Origin of the sequence: Nesterenkonia halobia (assembly GCF_039536005.1) — a bacterium.
Classification (GTDB): domain Bacteria; phylum Actinomycetota; class Actinomycetes; order Actinomycetales; family Micrococcaceae; genus Nesterenkonia; species Nesterenkonia halobia.
This window is the reverse complement of record NZ_BAAAYG010000003.1, coordinates 446,612-472,007: the sequence shown is the minus strand read 5'-3', so window position 1 is coordinate 472,007 and position 25,396 is coordinate 446,612. Positions and strand designations below refer to the sequence as shown.

General features: G+C 72.0%; 22 protein-coding genes. 5 read left to right on the top strand and 17 right to left on the bottom strand.

From position 1 onward, the window contains the following. Positions 1-54 precede the first annotated feature (54 nt). The 14 genes from ABD652_RS04870 to ABD652_RS04805 form a co-directional block, all read right to left on the bottom strand. Positions 55-489, bottom strand: coding sequence for an SRPBCC family protein (locus tag ABD652_RS04870; protein ID WP_344718752.1), 435 nt, complete (start codon positions 487-489; stop codon positions 55-57). 284 nt (positions 490-773) lie between these two features. Beyond that, positions 774-2,075 carry an ABC transporter substrate-binding protein gene (locus ABD652_RS04865; RefSeq protein WP_344718750.1) on the bottom strand — a complete coding sequence of 434 codons (1,302 nt, stop codon included), beginning with the start codon at positions 2,073-2,075 and terminating at the stop codon, positions 774-776. Between the two features lie 306 nt (positions 2,076-2,381). Further along, the gene (locus ABD652_RS04860; RefSeq protein ID WP_344718748.1) at positions 2,382-3,266 is read right to left on the bottom strand and encodes a glycoside hydrolase family 43 protein; all 885 of its coding nucleotides are present in this window, start codon (positions 3,264-3,266) and stop codon (positions 2,382-2,384) included. Between the two features lie 54 nt (positions 3,267-3,320). Beyond that, the gene (locus ABD652_RS04855) at positions 3,321-4,430 is read right to left on the bottom strand and encodes a Gfo/Idh/MocA family protein (protein WP_344718746.1); all 1,110 of its coding nucleotides are present in this window, start codon (positions 4,428-4,430) and stop codon (positions 3,321-3,323) included. Then, positions 4,415-5,107 (bottom strand): ThuA domain-containing protein, encoded by a 693-nt coding sequence (locus ABD652_RS04850; protein ID WP_344718744.1) that lies wholly within the window; start codon positions 5,105-5,107, stop codon positions 4,415-4,417. Before ABD652_RS04850 ends, ABD652_RS04855 begins: the two co-directional genes overlap by 16 nt. Beyond that, the gene (locus tag ABD652_RS04845; RefSeq protein WP_344719058.1) at positions 5,104-6,321 is read right to left on the bottom strand and encodes a Gfo/Idh/MocA family protein; all 1,218 of its coding nucleotides are present in this window, start codon (positions 6,319-6,321) and stop codon (positions 5,104-5,106) included. Before ABD652_RS04845 ends, ABD652_RS04850 begins: the two co-directional genes overlap by 4 nt. A gap of 85 nt (positions 6,322-6,406) precedes the next feature. Next, the gene (galK, locus tag ABD652_RS04840; protein ID WP_344718742.1) at positions 6,407-7,648 is read right to left on the bottom strand and encodes a galactokinase; all 1,242 of its coding nucleotides are present in this window, start codon (positions 7,646-7,648) and stop codon (positions 6,407-6,409) included. Beyond that, on the bottom strand, positions 7,645-8,814 hold the full coding sequence (galT, locus tag ABD652_RS04835) for a galactose-1-phosphate uridylyltransferase (RefSeq protein WP_344718740.1): 1,170 nt from the start codon (positions 8,812-8,814) through the stop codon (positions 7,645-7,647). The genes galK and galT overlap by 4 nt, the downstream gene beginning before the upstream one ends. Positions 8,815-8,880: 66 nt before the next feature. Further along, entirely contained in the window at positions 8,881-9,663 is a 783-nt protein-coding gene (locus ABD652_RS04830) for a DeoR/GlpR family DNA-binding transcription regulator (RefSeq protein WP_344718738.1), read from the bottom strand. 77 nt (positions 9,664-9,740) lie between these two features. Next, positions 9,741-10,565 (bottom strand): sugar phosphate isomerase/epimerase family protein, encoded by an 825-nt coding sequence (locus tag ABD652_RS04825; RefSeq protein WP_344718736.1) that lies wholly within the window; start codon positions 10,563-10,565, stop codon positions 9,741-9,743. Between the two features lie 160 nt (positions 10,566-10,725). Then, positions 10,726-12,000 (bottom strand): ABC transporter substrate-binding protein, encoded by a 1,275-nt coding sequence (locus ABD652_RS04820; protein ID WP_344718734.1) that lies wholly within the window; start codon positions 11,998-12,000, stop codon positions 10,726-10,728. Between the two features lie 251 nt (positions 12,001-12,251). After that, positions 12,252-13,538 (bottom strand): ABC transporter substrate-binding protein, encoded by a 1,287-nt coding sequence (locus ABD652_RS04815; RefSeq protein ID WP_344718732.1) that lies wholly within the window; start codon positions 13,536-13,538, stop codon positions 12,252-12,254. Between the two features lie 255 nt (positions 13,539-13,793). Further along, positions 13,794-15,332 (bottom strand): serine hydrolase domain-containing protein, encoded by a 1,539-nt coding sequence (locus tag ABD652_RS04810; protein WP_344718730.1) that lies wholly within the window; start codon positions 15,330-15,332, stop codon positions 13,794-13,796. Continuing rightward, complete coding sequence (locus ABD652_RS04805; RefSeq protein ID WP_344718728.1) at positions 15,329-17,233, bottom strand: DUF2264 domain-containing protein; 1,905 nt, start codon at positions 17,231-17,233, stop codon at positions 15,329-15,331. Before ABD652_RS04805 ends, ABD652_RS04810 begins: the two co-directional genes overlap by 4 nt. Before the next feature lie 458 nt (positions 17,234-17,691). Between ABD652_RS04805 and ABD652_RS04800 the strand changes: the two genes are divergently transcribed. Next, a complete protein-coding gene (locus ABD652_RS04800; protein WP_344718726.1) occupies positions 17,692-18,033 on the top strand; it encodes a PadR family transcriptional regulator in 342 nt (113 codons plus the stop codon). A 1-nt stretch (position 18,034) separates the two neighbouring features. Then, on the top strand, positions 18,035-18,973 hold the full coding sequence (locus ABD652_RS04795) for a permease prefix domain 1-containing protein (RefSeq protein ID WP_344718724.1): 939 nt from the start codon (positions 18,035-18,037) through the stop codon (positions 18,971-18,973). Between the two features lie 57 nt (positions 18,974-19,030). On the opposite strand, the gene ABD652_RS04790 is transcribed toward ABD652_RS04795, so the two are convergent. The 3 genes from ABD652_RS04790 to ABD652_RS04780 all read right to left on the bottom strand — a co-directional run bounded on the left by ABD652_RS04790 (position 19,031) and on the right by ABD652_RS04780 (position 21,752). After that, the gene (locus ABD652_RS04790; protein WP_344718722.1) at positions 19,031-20,329 is read right to left on the bottom strand and encodes an ABC transporter substrate-binding protein; all 1,299 of its coding nucleotides are present in this window, start codon (positions 20,327-20,329) and stop codon (positions 19,031-19,033) included. 105 nt (positions 20,330-20,434) lie between these two features. After that, entirely contained in the window at positions 20,435-20,632 is a 198-nt protein-coding gene (locus tag ABD652_RS04785) for a hypothetical protein (protein ID WP_344718720.1), read from the bottom strand. Between the two features lie 103 nt (positions 20,633-20,735). Beyond that, positions 20,736-21,752, bottom strand: coding sequence for a LacI family DNA-binding transcriptional regulator (locus ABD652_RS04780; protein ID WP_344718718.1), 1,017 nt, complete (start codon positions 21,750-21,752; stop codon positions 20,736-20,738). Positions 21,753-21,872: 120 nt separating this feature from the next. Here ABD652_RS04780 and ABD652_RS04775 point away from each other — a divergent pair, with 120 nt between their 5' ends. The 3 genes from ABD652_RS04775 (at position 21,873) to ABD652_RS04765 (ending at position 25,302) form a co-directional block, all read left to right on the top strand. Then, entirely contained in the window at positions 21,873-23,039 is a 1,167-nt protein-coding gene (locus ABD652_RS04775) for a Gfo/Idh/MocA family protein (protein WP_344718715.1), read from the top strand. Between the two features lie 62 nt (positions 23,040-23,101). Then, positions 23,102-24,409: a dihydrodipicolinate synthase family protein gene (locus ABD652_RS04770; protein ID WP_344719056.1), complete on the top strand. Its 1,308-nt coding sequence runs from the start codon at positions 23,102-23,104 to the stop codon at positions 24,407-24,409. After that, positions 24,406-25,302, top strand: a complete 897-nt coding sequence (locus ABD652_RS04765; protein WP_344718713.1) for a sugar phosphate isomerase/epimerase family protein — start codon at positions 24,406-24,408, stop codon at positions 25,300-25,302. The genes ABD652_RS04770 and ABD652_RS04765 overlap by 4 nt, the downstream gene beginning before the upstream one ends. Positions 25,303-25,396 lie beyond the last annotated feature (94 nt).

Below are 25,396 nucleotides of genomic sequence, written 5' to 3'. Positions count from 1 at the left end.
GGCTATATGTGACCCGCATCATGCGCAATGGAGTCATGGCCGGAGCCGTCGTGCTCAGTCGGCCGCGAGGTGGTCCCGCAGCCGGCCCAGGTGGTGCTGCCAGCCGGCGCGGTGCTCGGCGGCGATCCGCGCGCCGTCGGCCAGCTGGGCGAAGCCGTCCTCGCGCACGGTCACCCGCGTGCCGGACGCCGACGGACGGAGCCGCACCGTCACCGCGGTGATGGCCTCCCAGTCTTCGTCCGACCAGGTGAAGGCCAGCTCGTCGGCGGCGAGGACCTCGCGGACCGTGCCGGTCGAGGTCAGCTGCGCGTCGCCCTCCTCCCAGGTCTCGCGCACCGCGCCGCCGACGACGGCGTCCAGATGCATGTCGGGCCACCAGGCCCGACGCTCCCTCTCGTCGACCAGCGCGCGCCAGACGACCTCCGGCGCGACGTCGACCTCCGTCGTCGCCTCGGCGACCTCGGTGCCGCGCTCCCCCTGTGCGGTCATGCCCACTCCCCTCGAGTGCGATGTGCGAGCGTCGCGGCAGATCCTGGCACGACGACGGCGACGACGCACCCCCCGCCGCCCGGAGCCGTCGCGGGGCCGCGTGGCGCCAGGGCCCGTGCCAGGGCCCGCACGCGCGACGGCGGGCGCCGCGCATCCGCTGCGCGACGCCCGCCGTGCCTGCCTCGCCCGGTCAGGGCCACGACGCCGGAGACGGCTCGCCGTCGTGCGAAAGGAACCCAGGACGCCCGGACCGGACGAGGTGATCGGGGGTGATCAGGAGCTGATCACTGCATGGCCTGCTCCATCTCCTGGACCATGCCCTCGGCGGCCTCCTGCGGGGACTGCCGCTCGAAGTAGACCTCGAGCTCGTAGCGCTGGAGGATCGACTGCATCTCGCTGAAGCCCGGGGCGGGGACCGGCTCAGGCTCGCCGAGCTCCGGCTCGATCTCCTCGATGAACTCCGCCGACGTCTTGTCGGCGCCGTCGAGCTCCGGCATGATCGCCTCGCGGACGTCGAGGTTGCTGGGCAGGCCGCGGTCGGTCAGGTTGATCTTCCCGGCCTCCTCGGAGTTGACCATGAAGTCGATGAACTCCTGGGCCTCCTCCGGGTGGTCCGTGCCGGCCGAGGCCGACATCATCATCGTGGACTTGTACCACATGCCGTTGTCCTCGGCGTTCCCGGTCTCCGAAGGCATCCGCAGCGGGACCATGTCGACGCCGGCCGCGCCGGAGACGGCGCCGAGCTGGTTGGTCCACCACATGCCCATGGCGACCTCGCCCTTGCCGGTCATCGACTCGTCCGGCCCCGGCGTCTGGTCCTCGGCGATGACCGAGGCCGGCGGATAGGCCCCCGCCTTCATCAGCTGCAGCCGCTCCTCGAAGTACTGGGCGGCGTCGGCGGCCTCGAAGCCGAGCTCGCCGTCCTCGGTGGTCAGATGCTTGCCCTGCTGGCGCAGCCAGATCTGCAGGTCGGCGGGCTGGCCCGGGCCGGTGGCGCCGTAGACGCCGTCGACCTCCTCGGTGATGGTCGAGGCGATCTCCTCGTAGTCCTCCCACGTCCAGGTGGAGTCGTCGGGCATCTCGACCCCGGCCTGCTCGAAGATCTCCGGGTTGGCCATCATGACCATGGCGTTGATGCCGGTGGTGACGGCCATCAGCCCGTCCTCGGTGGTGCCGTTGGCGACCGAGGACTCGTCCATCGCCGAGGTGTCGACCTGGTCGAGCTCCAGCAACGCGCCGCGGGAGGCGTACTCGTTCAGGTACTGGGCGTCCATCTGGATGATGTCCGGGGCGTCGTTGGCCGCGGTCTGGGTCGCCAGCTGGTCCCAGTAGCCGGACCAGTCGCCGTACTCGGTCTCGATGGAGATGTCCGGGTGCTCGTCCTCGAAGGCGGCGACGATCTCCTCGGTGGCCTGGTGGCGGGAGTCCGACCCCCACCAGGAGAAGCGCAGGCTGACCTCGCCGTCCTCGCCGCCTCCTCCGCCGGAGCCGCAGGATGTCAGGGCGAAGGTGCCGACGAGGACCGAGGCGGCGAGCGCCGCGGGACGACGGCCGCGCAGGAAACGGGAACGGGTGTTCTGGGGCATGGGACTCTCCGTCTGCTGATCCGGCGGAGCCTCGACTCCGAGGCGCCGCGATGGTCGTGAAGAGGAGGCGGACATGGCCCGCCTCACGTCGAATTGAATCGATTTTCTCCCACGCTAGTGTGACTGCGCTCACCTGTCAATACAGTCCGGAAAGCGCCGTCCAGGGCGGGCCGCCGACGGCCCCCGACGCGCGCGCAGAATCACAGGGTCTTCGCAGGATCACGGCGCTGTATCCCCGTGACGCGACGAAAGCTCCGTGATGACAGAGTCCCGTGCGACGCTCCCGGCCCGCCGCCGGAAGTCCCCTCAGCGCACGCGCAGCCCGCCGGGGATCTCCTCCAGCTCGATGAACACCGCCCGCTCCTCCGGCGTGCGGTTCGGCGCGTGCAGCGTGAGCAGCAGACGGCCGTCGAGCGCCCGGACGATCATCCCGTGGCCGCCGTCGGCGGTGTAGAGCGGCTCCGGCTCGTGCCGCCAGGGGCCCTCGACGCTCCCGCTGGTCGAGACGGCGACCCCCTGCGCATAGCGGCCGCCGCGGAAGCTGGCCCAGAGCATCAGCAGCGTGCCGTCGGCGGTGCGGTGCAGGAACGGCCCGTCGGTGACGAAGCCCGGTTCGTGGCCGGCCGGACGGATCTCCTCGGCCCAGGGCGCCTGCGAGGCGGTGAACAGCTCGATCGGCTCGCCGACGGCGCGCGTCAGGTCCTCCGCGAGCCGCACCGCGCAGACCGCGCCGTCGCGGATCTGGACCCACTCGTGGCAGAAGACCATCCACGGCGCCCCGTCTCCGTCCACGTGGAGGGTGCCGTCCAGGCACTCCCAGTCGCGCGGGGTGACCGGCCCGTCGCTGTGCGGGACGTAGGGTCCCGTCGGCTCGTCGGCGACCAGGATCTGGGTCCCGCGGCGGACCGCCGGGTCGTCGTGGCCGAAGGTGGCGAAGAGGTGCCAGCGCCCGCGGTGCTCGTGGACCTCCGGCGCCCAGTACTGGGTCGTCGACCAGAAGTCCGACGGCGGGCGGAAGGCCGGATGCGGGCCGCTCCAGTCCTGCAGGTCGGTCGAGGTGTAGACATCGAAGCCGGTGGCCGGCCCGCGCCAGATGTTCGGGTCCGTGGAGCCGAAGAGCAGGTGCCGCCCGCTCCGCGGGTCGGCCAGCACGAAGGGGTCGCGGATCTGGATCTCGTCGAGACGCGGCATGGGCGGTGCTCCTTCCGTGGGGCGGCGACGATGGTCTGCGTCGGCGCCGGGGGTTCAGCGGTGGTCCAGCGGCACCGGCGCCGGACGCTCGACCGTGGTGCTCATCGCGACCGCCCGCCCCGACTCGGCGGAGGCCAGCAGTCCCTCCATCACCTCGAGCACGTGCAGGGCCAGCTCGCCCTGGGCGCGCCCGCGCAGCGGGTCGCCGGCGAAGGCTCCGGCCCAGTGCAGATCGGCGATCCCGTAGCCGCGGGCGGCATGCCGGTAGCCGGCCGAGACCGGGATCTCGTGCCATCCGCCGCCGTCGCGGGAGAGCGTCACGCGCCCGGAGAAATGGTTCGGATCCGGCACCGAGAGCGCGCCCTCGGTGCCCTGCACCTCGATCGGTGCGGCGTGGGTGGCCGCGCCGTCGAAGCTCATCACCACCGTCGAGATCGCGCCGGAGGCGTGCACCAGGGCGCCGGTGACATGGCTCGGCGTCGTCACCGGGATCCGCTCGCCGGCCCGCGGCCCGGAGCCGATGACGCGCTCGTCGCGCAGCGCCGAGGCCGCGCCGACGACCTCGCGCACCGGCCCGAGCAGGGTGATCAGCGCGGTGAGGTAGTAGGGACCCATGTCCATCAGCGGGCCGCCGCCGGGCTGGTAGTAGAAGTCCGGGTTCGGGTGCCAGGACTCGTGGCCGGGCAGGATCAGCGTCGCCGTCGCGCTCGTCGGGGTGCCGATCACCCCGGCGTCGAGGGCGGCCCGGGCGGTCTGCACCCCGGTGCCCAGCACGGTGTCCGGCGCGCCGCCGACCACCGTGCCGGCCGCGCGCGCCTCGGCGAGCACCCGGCGGCCGGCGGCGACGTCGGCGGCGACGGGCTTCTCGACGTAGACGCCCTTGCCCGCGGCGATCGCGGCGGCGGAGACCTCTGCGTGGGCCTGCGGGACGGTCAGGTTGAGCACGACGTCGACGTCGTCCCGGGCCAGCAGTCCGTCCAGGTCCTCCGCGGCGGCCCCGTGCGCGGCGGCGACGGCCTCGGCGCGGGCGGCGTCGAGGTCCGCGACGGCGGTCAGCCGCAGATCCTCGAGCCGGCCGACGGTCTCCAGGTACTGCCCGCTGATGGTCCCGGCCCCGACCATGCCGATCCGCAGCGGCGACGCGCGGCTCACCGGCTCGCCCACAGTATGCCGCGTTCGATGATGGTGCGCACGCTGGGATGCTGCAGCACCTCGACCCGGTGCCCCGGCGTGCAGACGACGATCCGCCCCGTCCCCCACCGGCGCGTCCAGACCGCCGGGCTCACATGCGGCCGCTCCCACTCGTCGAACTCCCGGCGCGGCAGCGTGGTCGTCGCCAGCACCTCGATCAGGTCGTCGTGCAGCACCCAGTACTGCTCCGTGGTCAGCTCGAAGCTCTCCAGCCCGCGGGTGATCGGATGGTCGGCGGCCTCGGGGCGGATGTCGATGCGGTGCCGCAGATAGAAGTCCGACTGTTCGCCGGTGCGCTCCTGAGGCGGCACCGGCGGATGATGGGCGAACTGCCCGCCGATGAGCTGCAGGTAGGCGTCGCTGGCGCGGAAGGAGTCGGCGATGCCGCCGTGCCAGCCGACCAGTCCGGTGCCGGCGGCGACGGCGGCGCGCAGCCCGGCGACCTCCTCGCGCGCGATGGTCCCCATCGACACGCACTGCACGATCAGGTCGACGTCGGCCATCACGGCCTCGTCGGCGTAGACGGCCGGCGACTCGCGGATGAGGAGGTCATAGCCGTGCTCGCGCAGGAACGGCAGGAAGAACTCCGTGGCCTCGACGGGCTGATGCCCCTCCCAGCCGCCGCGGACGATGAGGGCGGTCCTGGTCATCCTTCAGCCTCCTCGCCCGAGGAATCCGGACCGACGCCGGCCACCGGAGTGAAGCGGCTGGCGTCGGCGGCGCTGGTCTCCACCGCGTGCAGGACGCGCTGCACGCCCAGCGCCTCCCGGAAGTCGGGGCGGACCGGCTCGCCGCCGTCCAGCGCGGCGACGACGTCGGCGACCTGGTGGACGAAGAGGTCGCCGTAGCCCAGCCCATGGCCCGCCGGCCACCAGTTCCCGGCGTAGGGGTGGTCGGCGTCGGTGACGTGGATGGTGCGGAAGCCCTGCTCGGCCGTCGGGTCGTCGCCGTCGAAGAACTCCAGCTCGTTCATCCGCTCGAAGTCGAAGGCCAGCGAGCCGCGGCTGCCGTTGATCTCCAGCCGGTTCGCGTTCCGCCGGCCCAGTGCATAGCGAGTGGCTTCGAAGACCCCGACGGCGCCGCCGGCGAAGCGCGCGGTGAACGCCGCGGCGTCGTCGACGGTGACCGGCCCTCGCTCCCCGGAGGCGTCGCCGGAGCCGCCCAGCCCTTGGGCGTCGCCGGAGACCGGCCGCGTGGGGACGAAGGTGTGCAGCAGCGCCGAGACGCCGGCGATCGAGTCGCCGAGGACCCACTGGGCGGCGTCGACCGAATGGGCGCCGATGTCGCCGAGCGCGCCGCTGCCGGCAGTCTCCCGGTCCAGTCGCCAGTTCAGCGGGGCGTCGGCGTCGGAGAGCCAGTCCTGCAGGTACTGCGCCCGCACGTGGCGGATCTCGCCGAGCCGCCCGTCCTCCACCAGCGTCCGGGCCAGGGTCAGTGCCGGGGTGCGGCGGTAGCTGAACCCGCAGAAGGTGCGCACGCCCCGCGCGGCGGCCTCCTCCGCCGCCGCGGCCATGGACTCGGCCTCGGCGACGGAGTTGGCCAGCGGCTTCTCGCAGAGCACGTGCTTGCCGGCCGCGAGCGCGGCCTCGGCGATGGCCGCGTGGGTGTTGCCGGGCGTGCAGATGTCGACGACGTCGACGTCCTCGCGGGCGACGGCGGCGCGCCAGTCGGTCTCGATCTCCGCGATGCCCAGCCGGTCGGCGGCCGCGCGGGTGCGCGCCTCGTCCCGGCCGACCAGGACGGCCACCTCGGGATGCCGCGGCAGGTCGAAGAAGCGCGGGGCGGTGCGCCAGGCGTGGATGTGGGCCGCGCCCATGAAGGCGTGGCCGACGACGGCGATGCGTACAGGTCTCGACACAGGAATGCTCCTCGCAGCGGAGAGGGGGCAGGAGTGATCCAGATCATCATAACGATTCACCGAGCCCGCACCGGCTCCCACGCCGCGGGCCTCACGCCACGCGGCGGGCCCCGGCCGACGGCGAGGCCGCGAAGACCTCCGGCTCGCCGAAGCCGGCGGCGGCATAGCGGTCGCGGACCGCGGAGCGGGCCCGGTCGAGCATCCCGGCCGGCGCCAGGGCCACCACGCAGCCGCCGAAGCCGCCGCCGGTGATCCGCGCGCCGTGCACTCCGGCGTCGAGCAGCGCCTCGACGGCGACGTCGGTCTCCGGCACGGTGACCTCGTAGTCCTCGCGCAGCGAGCGGTGCGAGGCGGTCACCCGCTCCCCCGCCGCGGCGACGTCGCCGGCGGCCAGCAGGTCCACGGTCTCGAGCACCCGGCGGTTCTCGGTGAGCACATGCCGCGCCCGCCGGCGGAGCAGCTCGTCGTCGAGGCCTGCCAGCAGCTCCTCCGCCGGCTCGTCCCGGTCGGAGAGCGCGCGCAGCGAGGCGACGCCGAGCTGCGCGGCGGCCTGCTCGCACTGGCGGCGCCGGGCGGCGTACTCGCCGTCGACCAGCCGGTGCGGGGCGCGGGTGTCGACCACCAGGACCTCGACCTCGGCCGGGTCGCCGACCGAGACCGGCCGCGGAGTCAGCGAGCGGGTGTCGAAGAGCACGGCGCGCGCCGGCTCGCCGAGCATCGAGATCATCTGGTCCATCAGCCCGCACGGCATGCCGACGAAGTCGTTCTCCGCGCGCTGGGCCAGCCGCGCCAGCGTCAGCGGCTCCGCCGAGACGCCGTGCAGCTCGGCGACGGCGAGGCCGACGGAGCACTCCAGCGCCGCCGAGGAGGAGAGACCGGCGCCGTGCGGCACGGTCGAATCGATGAGCAGGTCGACGCCGCCGAGCACAGGCGCCCCGCCGCCGGGGCCCTGCAGGGGCAGCCCGACGTCGGCGGCAGTGCTCAGCGACCAGATCATGCCGGCGACGTAGCCCGCCCACCCGTCGACGGCGCCGGGGCGCAGCGTCTCGACGGCGAATTCGACGGTCTCCTCGGCGAAGAGCGAGTGCACCCGCACCTGGCCGTCCTCTCGCCGTCGGGCCGCGACATAGGTCGACTGCGGCAGGGCGAAGGGCATGACGAAGCCGTCGTTGTAGTCGGTGTGCTCGCCGATCAGGTTCACCCGGCCGGGCGCGGCCCAGACGCCGGCGGGCTCGGCGGCGAAGACCCGACGGAACGCCGCGTCCAGCGACGCGGCACGCTCGGCGTCGCCGCGGGCGACCTCGTCGCGGGAGGCATCGTCGGTGCGGCTCACTGCTGACCACCTTCCTCGGCACCGTCGGTATCGCCGGCATCGTCGGCGGCGTTGTCGTCTGCGGCGTCGCCCGCGGCGTCCTCGTCCGCCGCGCGCAGCCGCTCGGCCATCTGCTCGGGCGGGATGTCGTTGATGAACACGCCCATCCCGGACTCCGAGCCGGCGAGGTACTTCAGCTTCTCCTCCGCCCGACGGATGGAGAAGATCTGCAGATGCAGGCGGAAGTCGTCGGCGGCCGCCGAGCTCGGCGCCTGGTGCCAGCCGGAGATGTAGGGCAGCGGGCGCCCGAAGAGCCGGTCGCCGCGGCGCAGCACGTCCAGGTAGAGAGCGGCGACGTCGTCGCGCTCGGCGTCGGTCAGCTCGTCGAGGGTGCGCACCGCGCGGTGCGGGAAGATCTGCACCTCCACCGGCCAGCGCGCCCAGGCCGGCACGAAGGCGGTGAAGTGCTCGCCGGCGGCGACGATCCGCGCGCCGTCGGCCTGCTCGGCGGCGAGCACGTCGGCGAAGAGGTCGCCGCCGGTGGCGGCCCGGTGGGCGCGCGCCTGCTCGAGCATGCGCCGGGTGCGCGGGGTGGTGAAGGGGTAGCCGTAGATCTGCCCGTGGGGGTGGTGCAGCGTCACCCCGATCTCCTCGCCGCGGTTCTCGAAGCAGAAGACCTGGTCGATCTGCTCGCGGGCGAGCAGGTCGGCGGTGCGGTCGGCCCAGGCGTCGACGACGGTCCGCACCCGGGAGACCGGCAGCTCGGCCATCGAGGTGGTGTGCTCGGGGGTGAAGCAGACGACCTCGCAGCGCCCGGAGCCGGGCGCCCGCACCTCGGTCAGAGCCGTGACGGCGTCGTGCCGATGTTCCTCGAGCGGCTCCCCGGCGGCGAAGGACGGGAAGCGGTTCTCGAAGACCACGACGTCGTAGTCGGCCTGCGGGATCTCGGTGGCGCGCTCGTCGGTGGTCGGGCAGAGCGGGCAGTCCGCCGTGGAGGGCTTATGCGTCCGGTGCTGCCGGGCCGCGGCGACGGCGACCCACTCGCCGAGCAGCGGGTCGCGGCGCAGCTCGGTGCCGCCGCCGGCGCGCGAGATGTCACGAGTGTCGTCGACGACGCGATCACGGGCGACGTCGTCGTAGAAGAAGATCTCGCGCCCGTCGGCGAGCTCTGCCTGGGTTCGATGCACCGGGTCACTCCTGACTGGTCTGATGAGGATGCGGGGTCTGCTGCCCGGCGCCGCGGGCCGCCGGGGTCATCTCGAACCGGCCTCGGCGAGCGTGACCTCGTCGATGTGCTCGCGCAGCGCCGCCGCCGCATCCTCGTCGAGGCCGTCGTCGACGATGAGCCGATCGATGCGCTCGAGCTCGGCGAAGGTGGCGATGCCGACCACGCCCCATTTGCCGCTGTCGGCGACGACGACCGCCTGGTGGGCGCAGTCCAGCAGCGCCTGGTTCGTCTCGGCCTCCATCACGTTGGGCGTGGTGAAGCCGGCCTCGACCGACATCCCGTGGGTGCCGAGGAAGACGACGTCGGCGTGCAGCCGGCGCAGCGCGTCCACCGCCAGCGGCCCGACCAGCGCGTCCGACGGCGTCCGCTCGCCGCCGGTGAGCAGCACGGTGCGGTCGGAGCGCGGCGCGGCGTGCAGCACCTCGGAGACCCGCGTGGAGTTGGTGATCACCGTCAGGTCGGCGACGCCGCGGAGGCGGCGGGCGAGCTCGCAGGTGGTGGTGCCGGCCGAGAGCGCCACCGCCATGCCCGGACGGACGAGGTTCGCCGCCTGGTCGGCGACGGCCTGCTTCTCCGTCTCCCTGCGGGAGATCTTGGCCTCGAACCCGGGCTCCTCGGTGCGCCGACTCGGGACCGGGACGGCGCCGCCATGGACCTTGGTGACGCGTCCGGCGCCGGCGAGCGCGTCCAGGTCGCGCCGGATGGTCATGTCCGAGACGCCGTAATGGTCGACGAGGTCGGTGACGCTCACCGCACCGTCGCGCTCGACCAGCTGCGCGATCTGCTCCTGTCGTTGGGCCGCGAGCATGTCGTCCTTCCTGGCGGCGGGACCTGTGTCACACCTATTCAAACACAGGATTCCTCAAGAACCAACACAAAACGACATCAGCGGCGGCGCACCCACTCGGCCGCGGCGGGCAGCGCCTCGGCCAGCGGCTCGATCTGCGGGTGCCAGGCGCGCTCCCACTCGAAGGACACCCAGCCCGACCAGCCCTGCAGCACCTCGGCCAGCTCCTCGACGGGCATCTCGCCGGCACCGGGCGCGACCGGCACCCAGCGGCCGTCGCGGGCCACCGCATCCTTGATCTGGAAGCCGACGCAATGGTCGCCGAGCACTGCGCGCGTGGTCGCCGGACCCTCGCCGCTGCGCCAGGGGTGCAGCCCGTCCCAGAGGATGCCCACCAGCGAGGTGTCGGCGAGTCCCTCGACCAGCTCCACCGTCGCCGCGCCGGTCGGGTGGGAGTCATGAGTCTCGACCAGCAGCCGCACTCCGGCGGCGCGCAGGTCGTCCAGCACCGCGGAGATCCGCCGTCGCGCCCGGTCCCGCTGGGCGATGCGCAGCTCCTCGGTTTCGGCCGCATCGCGCGGGGCCGACGGGTCGGTCCCGCCGCCGGGGAAGACCCGGATGTTCTCCGCGCCGACGAGCTCGGCGAGCCGGATGAGGCGTCGCAGCTCGACGAGGACCTCGGCGTCGTCGTCCGGCGAACAGACCCGCACATAGCCGACCAGCGTGGCCACGGCCAGCCCGGACGCCCGCACGCGGCGGCCGATGTCGACGGCGTCGTCGTCGCGGATGTCCAGGTGCAGGACCTCGTCGGCGTGCACCCGCAGCTCCAGTCCCTCGCAGCCCCCGTCGACGGCGACGGCGATCGCCTCGTCGATCGGTGCGGACGGGATGCCGAGCGTGCTCACGGCGAACTTCCAGCTCATGCGGTGCTCCTCCTCGATCAGTCTCCGACAGGATCGGACGGACCGGGGCACCCCCGCCAGGGACGACGCCCCGTCGTGTGTGACATCTGCACGGTACGGAGTCCGAGAGACGGCCGAAAGCGGGACACCGTCCCCGACCCGCCAGCGCCGGGCCGGCGGCCTACTCCAACTGGGCCACCATCTCGGCGTGCATCGCCTCGGCGGCCTCGGCCGGGGTCTGGCGCCCGAAGAACACCTCGTCCTGGTAGCGATACAGGATCGCGCCGAACTCCGACCCGCCCGCGGCCGTGACCGGCTCCGACTCTCCGATCTCGGACGCGATCTCGTCGATGTAATCGGCGGTCGCCCGCTGCATGCCCTCCATGTCCTCCGAGACCATCGAGCGCACCTCGCTGTTCGGCGGGATGCCGCGCTCGGCCTTCAGGATCTCACCGGCCTCGGCGGAGTTGGCGAAGAAGTCGATGAACTCCTGGGCCTCCTCGGGATGGTCGGTGCCGGCGGAGGCGGAGAGGAACTGCGAGGACTTGTACCAGGGTGTCGCGTCCTCGGCCTCGCCGGTGGGGCTCGGGAAGCGCAGCAGCTCCATCTCCACGCCGGCGGCGCCCGCCAGCGCGACGGCCTCGTTCGACCACCAGGTGCCCAGCGCCAGCTCGCCGCTGCCGCTCAGCGACTGCTCCTTGCCGATGTTCTGATCTTCGCTGATCGCCTCGGCCGGCGGAGTTCCTCCGGCCTCCATCAGATCCAGGTAGAACTGGAAGTACCCCTCGGCGTCGGCAGGCTCGAAGCCCAGTCCGCCGTCCTCGCCGCTGAGATGCGCGCCGTGCTGGCGCAGCCACATCGTGAAGCCCGAGGGCTCGCGGGGAGCCCCGGCGCCCCAGGCGCCGTCGAGGTTCTCGGAGAGCTCCACGGCGAGATCGGCGTACTCGTCCCAGGTCCATGTGGTGTCGTCCGGCATCTCGACCCCGGCCTCCTCGAAGAGCTCCGGGTTGGCGACCATGATGAAGGAGTTGATCCCGATGGTCGCCCCGTAGAGCTCGCCGTCGATCCGACCGTTCTCCACCACGCTCTCGTCGACCTGGGAGACGTCGACGCCGTCGAGATCCAGCAGCGCCCCGCGATCGGCGTACTCACGGATGTACTGCTCGTCCATCTGGATGATGTCCGGCGCTTCGTTCGCCGCCGTCTGCGTCGCGAGCTGGTCCCAGTAGCCGTCCCAGCTGCCGAACTCGCCTTCGATCGTGATGTCCGGGTGCTCCTCCTCGAAGGCGTCGATGACCTCCTGGGTGAGCTCATGGCGAGTGTCGGCGCCCCACCAGGTGAAGCGCAGCGTGACGTCGCCGTCATCGCCGGAAGCGCCTCCCCCGCAGGCGGTCAGGCCGAGGGCGGCCACGGTGCTCAGCGCCGCGAGGCGTGTCGTGCGTGCTGTCCTGGACATAGGTCATGTTCCTGTTCGTGGTCTCCGACCGGGATCAGCCCTGCCCAGTCGGTGAATGATCGTTCACTCGTCCTGCTGCGGGCCGGATCCGGGAACACCCCGGATCCGGCCCGGCACAGCATCCCGGTCGGAGATTCCGCCCGAGAGGTCTCACGACATCTCGGACTCCGCTCCCTCGCCGCCCCGGACGGCCCATCCGCGCCGCCCGGGGACCCCTGCTCGCTCGCTTGAGAGATTCCGCCCGAGAGGTCTCACGACATCTCGGACTCCATCTCCGCGATCATCTGCTCGGCGGCCTCCTCCGGCGCCTGGCGGCCGAAGAACACCTCGGTCTCGTAGCGGAACATGATGTCCTGCAGCGCGGAGAAGCCCGGGGCCGGGACCGGCTCGGGCTCGCCGAGCTCCGGGCCGATCGACTCGACGAACTCCGCCGACCGCTGGTCGGCACCGTCTAGCTCGGGGATGACCGTCTCGCGCACCTCCTCATTGGCCGGCAGGCCGCGGTCGACCAGGTTGAGCTGGGCCGACTCCTCCGAGTTCACAAAGTAGTCGACGAACTCCTGAGCCTCCTCCGGGTGGTCGGTGGCGGCTGAGACCGACATCAGCATGGAGGACTTGTACCACATGCCGTTGTCCTCGGCGCTGCCGCTCTCGCTCGGGAAGCGCAGCAGCTCCAGGTCGACGCCCGAGGCGCCGGTCAGCGCGCTGATCTGGTTCGTCCACCAGGGCGCCAGCGCCGAGTTGCCCTGCCCCATCAGCGCCTGGTCCGGGCCGGTGCTCTGGTTCTCCGAGATCACCGAGGCCGGCGGCAGGCCGCCCTCGTCGACGCGGTCCTGCCAGTAGGACAGATACTCCGCGGCGTCGGCCGCCTCGAATCCGAGCTCGCCCTCCTGGGTGGTCAGGTGCTTGCCCTGCTGCCGCAGCCACACCTGGAAGGACCCCGGCTCGTTGGGCTGCGAGGAACCGTACGAGCCCTCGGGCAGCTTCTCGGAGAGCTCGGCGCTGATCTCGGCATAGTCCTCCCAGGTCCAGGTGGTGTCGTCGGGCATCTCGACGCCGGCCTCCTCGAAGAGCTCCGGATTCGCCACGATCGCCAGCGAGTTGATGCCGGTGGTGACGCCGAAGAGCCCATCCTCGGTGGAGCCGTTCTCCACGATCGACTCGTCGAAGGTCGAGGTGTCGACGCCGGAGAGGTCGAGCAGCGCGCCGCGGTCGGCGTACTCGCGCAGATACTTCATGTCCATCTGGATGATGTCCGGGGAGTCGTCCGCCGCGGTCTGGGTGGCCAGTTGATCCCAGTACCCGGCCCAGTCGCCGTACTCACCCTCGACGGTGATGTTCGGGTGCTCCTCGTTGAAATTGTCGATGATCTTCTGGGTGGTCTCGTGACGGGAGTCCGAGCCCCACCAGGTGAAGCGCAGGCTGACGTCGTCGCCGCCTCCGCCGCCGCCGTCGGCATCGCCGCCGCAGGCGGTCAGCGCGACGGCCGAGACGGAGGTCAGGGCCACGATCTTGGAAAGTCGCGAGAAGGTCGTCATGGGGTTCCTCTTCATCGAGTGATCGGTGCGGTGCCGATGCCGAACCCTGCGCTCCAGTGGTGCAATTCTGTGATGCAGGTCACTCGGCAATCGGTTTCCAATGACTGTATGGCCGGGCCGGAACGCCGGTCAACGCATAGAGAGCCCGTCAGCGGTGCCGCTTTGACATGCAGTGATCCACCCCGCGTATGGACCGACCCGCTCAGGTGAGCATCACGGCATCGACGAGACCGGCGATGTCGACGAAAGTCCACGTCACCGGCGCTGACCGACCAGCACGCCCTCGAACTCGCCGGCGAAGAACTCCGCGGCCCGGCGCATCCGGCAGACCACACGCGATCCGTCGAGATGGAGCAGGATGCTGAGCTGGGCCAGCCACTCGTCGGTGACCTGCGAGCGCACCAGCAGCGTCTCGCCGTCGAGCCACGCGGCGGAGCTGTGCGTCTCGTACCCGTACCCGGGCAGCGGATGCTCGAGATGATGCCCGATGCCGAAGGGAACGTGCCGCGCGGCGCCGTCGGCGGGGGTCAGCGTCAGCTCGCCGGAGTCCGGACCGCAGCGCAGCGCCAGCCCGACGACGCCGAGGCGGTTCTCCTCCACCGCGTGGGCGAGGATCGCCGCGTCCCGTCCGACGGCTGCCGGAGCTGCCCCGCGGACCGGCTCCAGCTCCAGCCGCCGCGGCGGATGATCCGGAATCACGAGCCGGTCCACGGGCGCCGCGGCGCCGGCCCCTCCCGTCCCGGAGTCTGCGAGCTCGGCGGCCAGCGGATCCAGCAGCTCCTCCCAGAGGGCGTCGTGGAGCAGCTGGACGTCCGACTCGACGTGCTGGCTGTCGCCGGTGACGACGACGGCGACGTCGAGGTCGGGCACGCAGAGCATCAGCTGTCCGCCCATCCCCCAGGCGGCGACGGCGCCGCGGCGACACCGCCAGAACTGGTATCCGTAGCCGTGCTGAGCCTCGGGATGAGCGAAGCTCCCGCCGACGGTCGGCACCTGGGCGGCGACGGCCCGGTGCAGGTAGTCGGCGGAGATCACCTGCTCACCGTCCGCGACGCCGTCGCGCAGGCACAGCAGCGCCACGCGCGCCAGATCCCGCGGCGTGCAGGACAGCCCGGAGCCGCCGTGGCCGACGCCGGCCGGATTCTCGGCGACTTCGCGCCACGGCGGCCATCCGGCCCGCTGCTCCTCGCTCAGTCCCAGCGGCGAGCGCAGCGCGGCGATCTCGCCCATGAAGCCCAGCGGCCGGCCGAGCCGCTCGGCGAGGAACGTCTCGATCGACATCCCGGAGATCCGCTCGACGATCGCCGTCAGCACCACTGTGGCAGTGGTGTCGTAGGAGAACAGCGCGCCGGGCGGCCGTGTGGGCGGCACCGTGAAGAACGAGCGCACCCAGTCGACGTCGGCGACCTGCGTGTGCGGACTCTGCGCATGCGGCGTGCGCATGGTCAGCAGGTCCTCGATCGTCGTCGCCACCGCATGCTCGGGGATCTCCGCGGCCGGCGCGACGTCGCCGAGGTGCTCGAGAGCCCGATCCTCGAGGCGGACCGCGCCGTCGTCGACGAGCATCCCGACCGCCAGCGAGACCAGCGACTTGCCGGCCGAGTAGAGGCGATGTCGGCGCTGCGGTCCGTAGGGATGCCGGTACGTCTCCTCGACGAGCCGCCCGCGATGGACCACGAGCAGGGAATGGACGATCAGCCCGCGGTCGGCCAGCCGCGGCAGCAGCCGGTCGCCGACCCGGGAGGCCCACCAGGCCGACGACGGCGCGGGGCGCTGACCGATCTGCGAGCTCATGCCGACGGCGAGTCCGTGCGGACCACCTCGAAGGGATCGAAGCGCACCGTGATGGTGGCCTGCTCGTCGGCCCAGCGGAAGGAGACCTGCTCGTCGTCGACGACCAGCTCCCGCACGCCGGTCAGCGGAGCGATCTCCTCGGTGCCGGCGAGCCGGGCGAGCGAGACGAGCACCGCCGAGCCCTCGACGTCGGCGCGCACCGCCGGGATCGCGACCCATGGCGCGAAGGCCGTGCCCGCGGGCGAGGTCAGCCGTTCCTCGTCCTCCCAGCCGTGCAGTCCGCGCAGCTCGGAGCGCAGTTCGCCGGCCGGGTCCACCGCCCAGCCGGCGTGCCGGACCTCGACCGGATGCGCCGCGTCGACCACCCGGTCGATCCGGACCTCCTCGGCGCCGCGGACGACGACGACCGACTCCACCCGCAGCCCCGGCAGGGCCGCCATGCCGGCGGGGAAGATCGGCCGGTGCCAGGATCCCGCCCAGGCCCAGCCGCCCCCGCCGCCGGCGCCCAGCGGGTGGATGCGCCGTCGGACGCTGCGCCGACCGCGGAACTGCACCGAGACGTGGTTGTCGGCGACCTCGCCCCTCGCCGTCGGCCCGGTGCTGGTCGAGTAGGCCAGCCGCGCGTAGAGCGGGTCCTCGCCGTCGGGCTCCTCACCCTGGTGCGGCCGCATATGGTCGCTGCCGTGGTTGTGCACCCGCACGACGCCGTCGTCGCGGGTGGTCTGCACCGCCCAGCCGGTCGGCTCCATGCCGAAGGCGAGGTCCTCGCGCTCGATCGGCCGCTCGGTCTCTCTCGCGCGCCACAGCTCGGAATCCTCGCCGAGCAGCAGCGCGACGAAGGCCTTCGACGCCCACAGTGGCGAGGCAGGACCGGAGTATGACTGCACCGTCGCGGCGTGCGGACCGTGCCAGCCGAGGCTGAGCAGGCCGTCCTCGCCGATGCTGCCGCGGTCCAGGAAGTAGCGCAGCGAGGAGTTCAGCACCCGCTTCGACTCTCCCGGATCCATCGGCGTGTCACCGGTCAGCGTGCCGAGCCCGACGGCGGTGGAGGCGGCGAAGCGGTAGGTCAGCGAACGGCCGAGATGCAGCGGGGCGCCGTCGGCGCCGAAGAGGTGCCGGACCTCCTGCAGGTGCTCCTCGAGCCGCGAGCCGTGCACGCCGGAGGCTCCGCGCAGGTGGTCGTCCAGGACCGGGTAGAAGTGCAGCGCCCACCCGTTGTAGTGGTCGAAGGAGCGGCCGTCGCCGTCGGTGTACCAGCCGTCCCCGCAGTTCCAGGACTCCAGCAGGTCCAGCGCCCGCCGACGGACGCGGGCGGTCTGCTCGTCGCCGCGGCCGACCGATTCCAGGAAGCCGGCCACAGTGTAGGGGAAGAGATACCAGTTGTTCGCCGCCGGCAGCGCGTGCAGGGCGCCGGAGAGCCAGCGGGCGACGCCGTCCTGCACCTGCTCGTCCAGCTGGTCCCAGAGCCAGGGGCGGGTCAGCCGCAGCGACAGCGCCAGGCAGGCCGACTCGACCATCGGCTGGCCGCCGGCGTCGACGTCGCGGATGGGCAGCCAGGGCTCGGCGCCGGGCTCGTCGGGGCGGGACCCGCCGGCGCGCAGCCCGTCGGCGTAGCGCTCCAGCCAGCCGTGCGGGTCGTCGCCGTCGGCGCCGGCCACGCGGAAGGCCGCCGCCAGCATGGAGCGGGCGAAACCCTCCAGCCCATCCGACTGCGGGCCGCTGCGCGAGGCCCGCCCCGGCAGGTTCAGATGCGCGCGACCCGGGCTCGCCCAGTGCCAGGCGGATCCGACCAGATGGTCGGCCACCGCGACCCAGTGGTCCCGGGTGAACCCGGTGTACGGGCTCGCCGCGAAGTCCTCGGCGGGCAGCTCGATCGGATGTACGGCGTCTCGTGCGGTCATCTCCCCCTGCTTCCTCAGTGCGTGACTGCGCCTGCGTCGTGCGGACGCGGCCGAGGTCGGGCCCTCCATCAGCCTTCCGCACCCGCGCCGATGAGGGAAGACCCCCGGTGGGATCGTTCCGCGTCCGGAGTGAGCTGGCCGCCGGGCCTCCCCGTCCAGTTGGACGGGGTCGCCGATCCGCCTCGTCGTGTTTCTCCAGCCTCGTCCAACTGGACGGGGGAGAGGAAACACGACGGGGCCAGATGATCACGGACCGATGCGCGGAGCGGAAACACCGATCGGCCCCGCCCAGCTGGGCGGGGAGACCCGGCGGCCCCGCCCGAACCACCCGCGCGGTCGTCGATCCGCTCGACGCCGGCGGGCGGACCGCCTCCAGCCGACCCGCCGCACTCGAAGGCGTGATGCACACTATGGTGTCCCATTGCCATTACAGTGCCTCACACACTATAGTGCTGAATATGAGCAACGGTGACAGCACGTTCGACGTGCACCTCCAGGAGCTTCGCCGCGGCACGGTCGTGCTGGGGTGCCTGCGCCTGCTGCTGCACGCGCCCGGCTACGGCTACCACCTGCTGGAACAGCTGCAGGAGCACGGCCTCGCCGTGGACGGCAACACCCTCTACCCCCTGCTGAGGCGCCTGGAGAAGCAGGGGTTCCTGACGAGCGAATGGCAGGCCGCCGACCCCAGGCCCAGGAAGTTCTATCGCACGAGCAGAGCCGGCGAAGAGCTCGCCGAGGCCCTCGAGGCCGACTGGCGACGGCTCACCGCCGCCGTCGATTCACTGACCGAGGAGAGCTGACATGAATACCTGGACGGACCGCTATCTGGCCGCGGCCATGCGCGCAGTTCCCGAGCAGACGCGCGATGACCTCGGCGCCGAACTCCGATCGACCATCGACGACGCCGTGGCGGCTCGCATGGACGGCGGCGAGACGCAGGAGGATGCTGAGCGCGCAGTGCTGACCGAGCTCGGCCACCCCGAGGCCCTGGCGGCCGCATCGGTGGACCGCCCGCTGCACCTCCTGGGGCCGTCGGTGTATCTCGACTGGCGTCGCGTGCTGCGCATGCTCCTGGTCATCGTGCTGCCCGTCGCCGCGGTCGGCACCGCGCTGGTGCGCATCCTCGTCGGCTCGTCCGCCGGAGAGGTCATCGGGGGCACCCTGGCGACGACGATCACCCTCGGCGTTCACCTGCTGGTCTGGACCACGCTCCTCTTCGTCGTCGTCGAACGCAGCGGACGGGGATCGGACGGGCCCGGATGGTCGCTGGAGACCCTCCCGGAACCGCGCCCGGACGGCGGCGGGCGTTCCGAGCTCATCGCCTCGCTGATCTTCCTGGCGACCGCAGTCGGCGCCGTCGCCTGGGATCGCTTCGTCGGCTTCGTCCAGATCGACGGGGCTCCGGTGCCGCTGCTCTCCCCGGAACCGTGGCCGGTGTGGTTCCTGATCCCTCCGATCGTCCTCGCCGCGGCTGCCCTCGCCGTCGCCCTGCACCGGTCGAGGGGCTGGACCCGCCCCCTGGCGGCGACGAACACCCTGCTGTCCGTCGTCGTCGCCGGCGCCGTCCTGACGCTGCTCGCCGACGGCTCCCTGCTGAACACGGAAGCCTTCGAGCTCCTCGCCGAGGACGCGGACTCGGCGCGCACGACGGTCGTGGTCGGAGCGGCGGTGGGAACAGTCGCGATCTCCGGCTGGAGCATCCTCGACGGCTGGAGGAAGGCTCAGAACCGCACCAGGTGATGACACCGGCACGACGTCGGCACGACGTCGGCCGCTCCGCCGCCACGTGATAGCTGACTACTGCAGCTCGGCCTCCATCTCGGCATGCATCGCCTCGGCGGCCTCAGCCGGCGACTGCCGCCCGAAGAGCACCTCGTCCTGGTAGCGGTAGAGGATCTCCTGGAAGGTCGAGCCGCCCATCGCGGGCACCGGCTCGGGCGGGCCGAGTTCGTCCTCGATATCGGCGATGTACTCCGCCACCGCCTGCTGCGGCCCCTCGAGCTGCTCGGTGATCTGCTCGCGGATCTCGGTGTTCGGCGGGATCCCGCGCTCGGTCATCTCGATCTCCGCGGCCTCCTGCGAGTTCACGAAGAAGTCGATGAACTCCTGCGCCTCCTCGGGATGCTCGGTGTCCGCACTGGCCGATAGGAACATCGAGGACTTGTACCAGGGCGCGGCCCCGTGCTCGCCGCCCTCCGGACTCGGGAAGCGCAGCAGCCGCAGCTCGGTGCCGACCGCCTCGCTCAGCGCCACGGTCTGATTGGACCACCAGGCGCGCATGGCGACGTCGCCGCTGGTGGTCAACGAGTCGTCCGGCCCGACGCCGTGGTCCTCGGCCAGCGCCGACGCCGGCGGGGTCGCCCCGGCGTCCAGCAGCTCCTGGATGTAGGCGAAGTACTCTTCGGCGTCGGCGGGCTCGTAGCCGAGCTCACCCTCCTCGGTGCTCAGATGCTTGCCGTGCTGGCGCAGCCAGGTCTGGAACCCGCCGGTCTCGTCGAATCCGCCCGCACCCCAGGAGCCGTCGAGATTCTCCGACAGCTCGACGGCGACATCCTGGTAGTCCTGCCAGGTCCAGCTGGTGTCGTCGGGCATCTCGACGCCGGCCTCGGTGAAGTGGTCCGGGTTCGCCAGCATCACGAAGGCGTTGATGCCGATGGTGATGCCGTACTGGGAACCGTCGGCCTGCCCGTTCAGCACCACCGACTCGTCCATCTGCGAGACGTCGACGTCGGCCAGATCCAGCAGGGCGCCGCGGTCGGCGTACTCGCGCAGGTACAGCTCGTCCATCTGCATGATGTCCGGAGCGTCGCCGCCGGCGGTCTGCGTGGCGAGCTGGTCCCAGTAGCCGTCCCAGGGCCCGTAGCGACCCTCGACGGTGATGTCCGGGTGCTCCTCCTCGAAGGCGTCGATGATGTCCTGGGTGTTCTGGTGACGCGTATCCGAGCCCCACCAGCCGAACTCGAGGGTGACACCCTCGCCGTCGCCCTCACCTCCGTCGCCGCCCCCGCCGCAGGCGGTGAGCAGCAGGGCCGTCGCCAGTCCGGAGGCGGTGAGGATCGTGGTGCGGCCTCGGCGGGCCGTGCGGACGGATTCCATGGGTGCTCCCCTCGTCATGATGCGTGCTCTCATCATTATGTGAGGCGCATCACACGTCAACGGGGCCGGGACGTCCGGCGGAAACCGCTCGCCGCACCCAGGGCGTCACGCCCTGTCCGCGCCGACAGTCGAGGATCGTCGGACGACGCGCGCATAGCTCCACCACAGCGACGCCAGGAACACGACCACCGCCGCAGGGACGAACCAGACGAGATGGCCGTCGACGCTGCCGACGCCCAGCAGCGCGACCAGCGGAAGCACGATCGTCACCTGGATGAGCGCTGTGAAGTACGCCTGTCGCATGATTCCCCTCTCGTCGTTCACCGGCCTGGTCGCGTGACCCCTCGATGCCCCACGCGGGAGCCCCCACCCAATTGGACGGGGAACACCGGACCCCCGCCGCGGCTCAGTCCCGCCGGGTGCTCTCGCGCAGCACCGGCGTGCCCTCGACGACGGTCCAGCGGTCGGCGTCGCCGTTGTGCAGCGTCATCGCCGCGGTCATCCGCCCGATCTCCTCCAGCGGCAGGCGCACTGTGGTGATCGTCGGACTCTGGTCGGCCAGCGTGGGGATGTCGTCGAACCCGGCCAGGGCGATGTCCTCGGGCACGCGCAGTCCGGCCTCGCGCACAGCCGCCAGTGCGCCCAGCGCCATGACGTCAGAGACGCAGAACAGGCACAGCGGCCCCGCATCCGGCCCGCCGACCGCGCCGGATCGGATCAGCTCGCTCATCAGGAAGTAGCCGCCGTCGCGGCTGAACGCCCCGTGGTGGACCGCCTCCGGCTGCACCCCGGCGGCGCGCAGCTTGGAGGTGAATCCCGCAGTGCGCTGGGCGGCGGTGGTCAGCTGCTCCTCGCCGGCGAAGATCACGAACCGCCGGTGTCCGAGCTTGAGCAGCTCGCCGGCGAGCTCCGCCGCGGACCCGTCGTTGTCGATGCGCACGCCCCCGGCGTTGCTCAGCGGCTGACCGATCATCGCCACTTTGCCGCCGTTGTCCTGGTAAGTCTCCAGCACCTTCTGCAGCGCCGCGTCGTCGGCCAGCCCGCGGGAGCCGGCCAGCATGATCGCGTCGGTGCGATAGGACATGAAGGTGCGCACCGCCTCGACCTCGGCCTCGGCCTCGCGCTCGGTGGAGGCCAGCATCAGCTGGACCCCGGAGCCGGCCAGCCCGCGCTGAGCCCCGCGGGCGATCGAGGAGAAGTACGGATCGGCGATGTCGTGGACGATCAGTCCGGTGAGCCCGGCGCTGGAGCGGGCAAGCGCTTGCGCCTGCGCGTTCGGGAAGTAGCCGAGCTCGTCGGCGGCGGTGCGCACCCGCTCGGCGACCGTCGGATTCGGTCGGCGCGAGGATCCGTTGAGGACGCGGGACGCCGTGGACTGCGAGACGCCGGCGGCTTTGGCGACGTCGGCCAGGCGGACTGCCATGGAACAGCTCCTACTGTGACTGTTGACACACTCTTCACAGCGAGTCTACCCTGGAAAGCGCATTCCGGCATTATCGCCGCGACGCCCGCATCGAGATCCACCTGTCAGGAGTCCTGTCACATGTCTGAACCCCGCGTCCTCCGCATCGCCATGAACGGCATCACCGGCCGGATGGGCTATCGCCAGCACCTGCTGCGCTCGATCCTCCCCATCCGCGACCAGGGCGGCATCGAGCTGCCGGACGGCTCCAAGGTCACCGTCGAACCGATCCTGGTCGGCCGCCGCGAGGACAAGATCCGCGAGCTCGCCGCGAAGCACGACGTCGAGCACTGCACCACCGACCTCGACGGCATCATCCAGGACCCCAGCGTGGACATCGTCTTCGACGCCTCGATGACCTCGCTGCGCCACCAGACGCTGTCGGCGGCGATCGCCGCGGGCAAGCACCTCTTCACCGAGAAGCCCACCGCCGAGACCATCGACGGCGCCGTCGACCTCGCGAAGAAGGCCTCGGCCGCGGGAGTCACCGCCGGCGTCGTCCATGACAAGCTCTACCTGCCGGGCCTGATCAAGCTGCGCCGGCTGGTCGATGAGGGCTTCTTCGGCCGGATCCTCTCGCTGCGCGGCGAGTTCGGCTACTGGGTCTTCGAAGGCGAGCACCAGGAGGCCCAGCGGCCGTCGTGGAACTACCGGCTGGCCGACGGCGGCTCGATGACCACGGACATGTACTGCCACTGGAACTACGTGCTCGAGGGCATCGTCGGGACGGTCAAGTCGGTCACCTCGCGCACCGCCACCCACATCCCGCAGCGCTGGGACGAGAAGGGCGAGCGCTACGACGCCGACGCCGACGACGCCGCCTACGGCATCTTCGACCTGGAGACCCCGGACGGCGACGACGTCGTCGGCCAGATCAACTCCTCCTGGGCGGTGCGCGTCCACCGCGACGAGCTCGTCGAGTTCCAGGTCGACGGCACGCACGGCTCGGCGGTCGCCGGCCTGCAGAAGTGCGTCGCCCAGCAGCGCGCCCACACCCCCAAGCCGGTGTGGAACCCCGACCTGCCGGTGACCGAGTCCTTCCGCGACCAGTGGATGGAGGTCCCGAACAACGCCACCTTCGACAACGGCTTCAAGGCCCAGTGGGAGGAGTTCCTGGCCGACGTCGTCGCCGGCCGCGAGCACCGCTTCGGCCTGCTCTCCGCCGCCCGCGGCGTGCAGCTGGCCGAGCTGGGCCTGCAGTCCGCCGCCGAACGCCGCACCGTCGACATCCCGGAGATCACCCTGTGAGCACCACGAGCACTGCGAACACCGAGAACAGCACCGGCACCAGCACCAGCACCAGCACCCGGCTGCCCACGCTGACCCTGCCGACGCCCGACGGCGGCACGGTCGAGCACACGATGACCGGCCAGACCGATCCGCGCGTCGGGGCGTTCACCCGACCGAGCGAACCGCTGAGCTCGCGGGTGGTCTACGCCGCCGCCCACGTGGTCCCGCGCATGGACGCCGAGAACGTCCCCGGCGCTCCGGCGGCGACGGACTGGGAGGCCACGCTGGCCTACCGCCACGAGCTGTGGTCCTACGGCCTGGGCGTCGCCGACGCGATGGACACCGCCCAGCGCGGCATGGGCCTGGACTGGGCGGCGACGCAGGAACTGATTCGCCGCTCGGCCGCCGAGGCCGCCCGCGTCGTCGAAGCCGGCACCCACCCGGCGCTGGCCGGGAAGTCGGTGCGCGACCTCATCGCCTGCGGCGCCGGCACCGACCAGCTGAACCCCGCCGACGTCGAGCCCGGCCGCGCCGGTCTGGACGCCGTCCGGGCCGCGTACCGCGAGCAGCTGGACGTCGTCCAGGAGTCCGGGGCCAAGACGATCCTGATGGCCTCGCGGGCCCTGGCGAAGGTCGCCGCCGGCCCGCAGGACTACCTCGCCGTCTACGGCGAGCTGCTGGCCGAGGCTGAGCAGCCGGTCATCCTGCACTGGCTGGGCCCGATGTTCGACCCGGCGCTGGCCGGCTACTGGGGCTCCGACGACGTCGCCGCGGCCACCGAGACGTTCCTCGAGCTGATCGGATCACACTCGACGAAGGTCGACGGCGTGAAGGTCTCGCTGCTCGACGCCGAGCACGAGAAGCGGCTGCGCGCCCGGCTGCCGGAGGGCGTGCGGCTCTACACCGGCGACGACTTCAACTATCCGGAGCTGATCGACGGCGAGGAGCAGGGTGCCGACGGCTGGCAGCAGTCCGACGCGCTGCTGGGCATCTTCGCCGCGATCTACCCGGCGGCCTCCACGGCGATCCAGGCCTACGACGCCGGCGACGCCGAGCGCGGCCGGGCGATCCTGGACTCCACCCGGGAGCTGGGTCGGCACATCTTCGCCCACCCGACGATCTACTACAAGACCGGAGTGGCGTTCCTGTCCTGGCTCAACGGCCACCAGAACGGCTTCCAGCTGGTCGGCGGGCTGCACGCCGGCCGCTCGCTGCCGCATCTGGCCCGGATCTTCGTCCTCGCCGACGCCGCGGGGCTGCTCACCGACCCGCAGCTGGCCGCCGAGCGGATGCGCGCGGCGCTGATCGTCGGCGGCGTCGACCCCGACGGCGCCGCGAGCACCGGCAGCACCGCCAGCACCAGCGGCACCGAAGGAGGCGCCCGATGAGCTTCGAGCTCTCGCTGAACACCGGCACCACCCCGCAGCTCTCGCTGCGCGAGGCCGTCGAGGCCGTCGCCGCCGCCGGGCTGGAGCACATCGGCCCGTGGCGGCACCTGCTGGCCGACGCCGGCGGGGCCGAGGCCGCCGCGAGGATCATCGCCGAGGCCGGGCTGAGCGCGACCACGCTCTGCCGCGGCGGCTTCCTCACCCCGTCCGAGTCCGCCCAGCGGGCCGAGGCGCTGGAGTCGAACCGGGCCGCGATCCGCGAGGCGGCGACGATCGGCGCGGACGAGCTGATCATGGTCGTCGGCGGGCTGCCCTCGGCGGCGCATCTGCTCGGCGGCTCCGGCGACCGCTCGGACACGTCCATCGTCGACGCCCGCGCGCGGATGGCCGAAGGGATCGCCGAGCTCGTCCCCTACGCCGCCGAGCACGGCGTCCGCCTGGTGCTCGAGCCGCTGCACCCGATGTACGCCGCCGACCGCGCGGTGCTCTCCACCCTGGGCGAGGCGCTGGACGTCGCCGGCGAGCACCCGGCCGAGACCGTCGGCGTCGTCGTCGACACCTTCCACGTGTGGTGGGACCCGCAGCTGGGCGAGCAGATCGCCCGCGCCGGCCGCGAGGGGCGCATCGCCAGCTACCAGGTCTGCGACTTCAACCTGCCCATCGCCTCCGATGCGCTGAAGTCCCGCGGCATGATGGGAGACGGGCACGTCGACTTCGCCACGATCAGCCGCTGGGTGGCCGAGGCCGGCTACACCGGCCCGGTGGAGGTGGAGATCTTCAACGAGGAGATCAACGCCCAGGACGCGGCCACCACGCTGGAGACGATGACGGCCCGCTACGGCGAGCTGGTGCTGCCGGCGCTGCAGGCCGCCGCCCCGGCGCCGGCGCCCTGAGCCGTCCACCGACGTCCGCGAGCCTGCTGAGAGCCCGCCCCTGGGCATCGAGCGGCCGCTCCTGACGACGTTCTTCCGCCCTGCGCCCGCCGCA

Bases quoted from the DNA above. Each gene is read 5' to 3' on its own strand.
- ABD652_RS04810 (WP_344718730.1), bottom strand. From the start codon at position 15,332: ATGAGCTCGCAGATCGGTCAGCGCCCCGCGCCGTCGTCGGCCTGGTGG.
- ABD652_RS04765 (WP_344718713.1), top strand. From the start codon at position 24,406: ATGAGCTTCGAGCTCTCGCTGAACACCGGCACCACCCCGCAGCTCTCG.
- ABD652_RS04775 (WP_344718715.1), top strand. From the start codon at position 21,873: ATGTCTGAACCCCGCGTCCTCCGCATCGCCATGAACGGCATCACCGGC.
- ABD652_RS04830 (WP_344718738.1), bottom strand. From the start codon at position 9,663: ATGCTCGCGGCCCAACGACAGGAGCAGATCGCGCAGCTGGTCGAGCGC.
- ABD652_RS04805 (WP_344718728.1), bottom strand. From the start codon at position 17,233: ATGACCGCACGAGACGCCGTACATCCGATCGAGCTGCCCGCCGAGGAC.
- ABD652_RS04870 (WP_344718752.1), bottom strand. From the start codon at position 489: ATGACCGCACAGGGGGAGCGCGGCACCGAGGTCGCCGAGGCGACGACG.
- ABD652_RS04790 (WP_344718722.1), bottom strand. From the start codon at position 20,329: ATGGAATCCGTCCGCACGGCCCGCCGAGGCCGCACCACGATCCTCACC.
- ABD652_RS04780 (WP_344718718.1), bottom strand. From the start codon at position 21,752: ATGGCAGTCCGCCTGGCCGACGTCGCCAAAGCCGCCGGCGTCTCGCAG.
- ABD652_RS04800 (WP_344718726.1), top strand. From the start codon at position 17,692: ATGAGCAACGGTGACAGCACGTTCGACGTGCACCTCCAGGAGCTTCGC.
- ABD652_RS04815 (WP_344718732.1), bottom strand. From the start codon at position 13,538: ATGACGACCTTCTCGCGACTTTCCAAGATCGTGGCCCTGACCTCCGTC.
- ABD652_RS04820 (WP_344718734.1), bottom strand. From the start codon at position 12,000: ATGTCCAGGACAGCACGCACGACACGCCTCGCGGCGCTGAGCACCGTG.
- ABD652_RS04825 (WP_344718736.1), bottom strand. From the start codon at position 10,565: ATGAGCTGGAAGTTCGCCGTGAGCACGCTCGGCATCCCGTCCGCACCG.
- ABD652_RS04860 (WP_344718748.1), bottom strand. From the start codon at position 3,266: ATGCCGCGTCTCGACGAGATCCAGATCCGCGACCCCTTCGTGCTGGCC.
- ABD652_RS04785 (WP_344718720.1), bottom strand. From the start codon at position 20,632: ATGCGACAGGCGTACTTCACAGCGCTCATCCAGGTGACGATCGTGCTT.
- ABD652_RS04850 (WP_344718744.1), bottom strand. From the start codon at position 5,107: ATGACCAGGACCGCCCTCATCGTCCGCGGCGGCTGGGAGGGGCATCAG.
- ABD652_RS04865 (WP_344718750.1), bottom strand. From the start codon at position 2,075: ATGCCCCAGAACACCCGTTCCCGTTTCCTGCGCGGCCGTCGTCCCGCG.
- ABD652_RS04795 (WP_344718724.1), top strand. From the start codon at position 18,035: ATGAATACCTGGACGGACCGCTATCTGGCCGCGGCCATGCGCGCAGTT.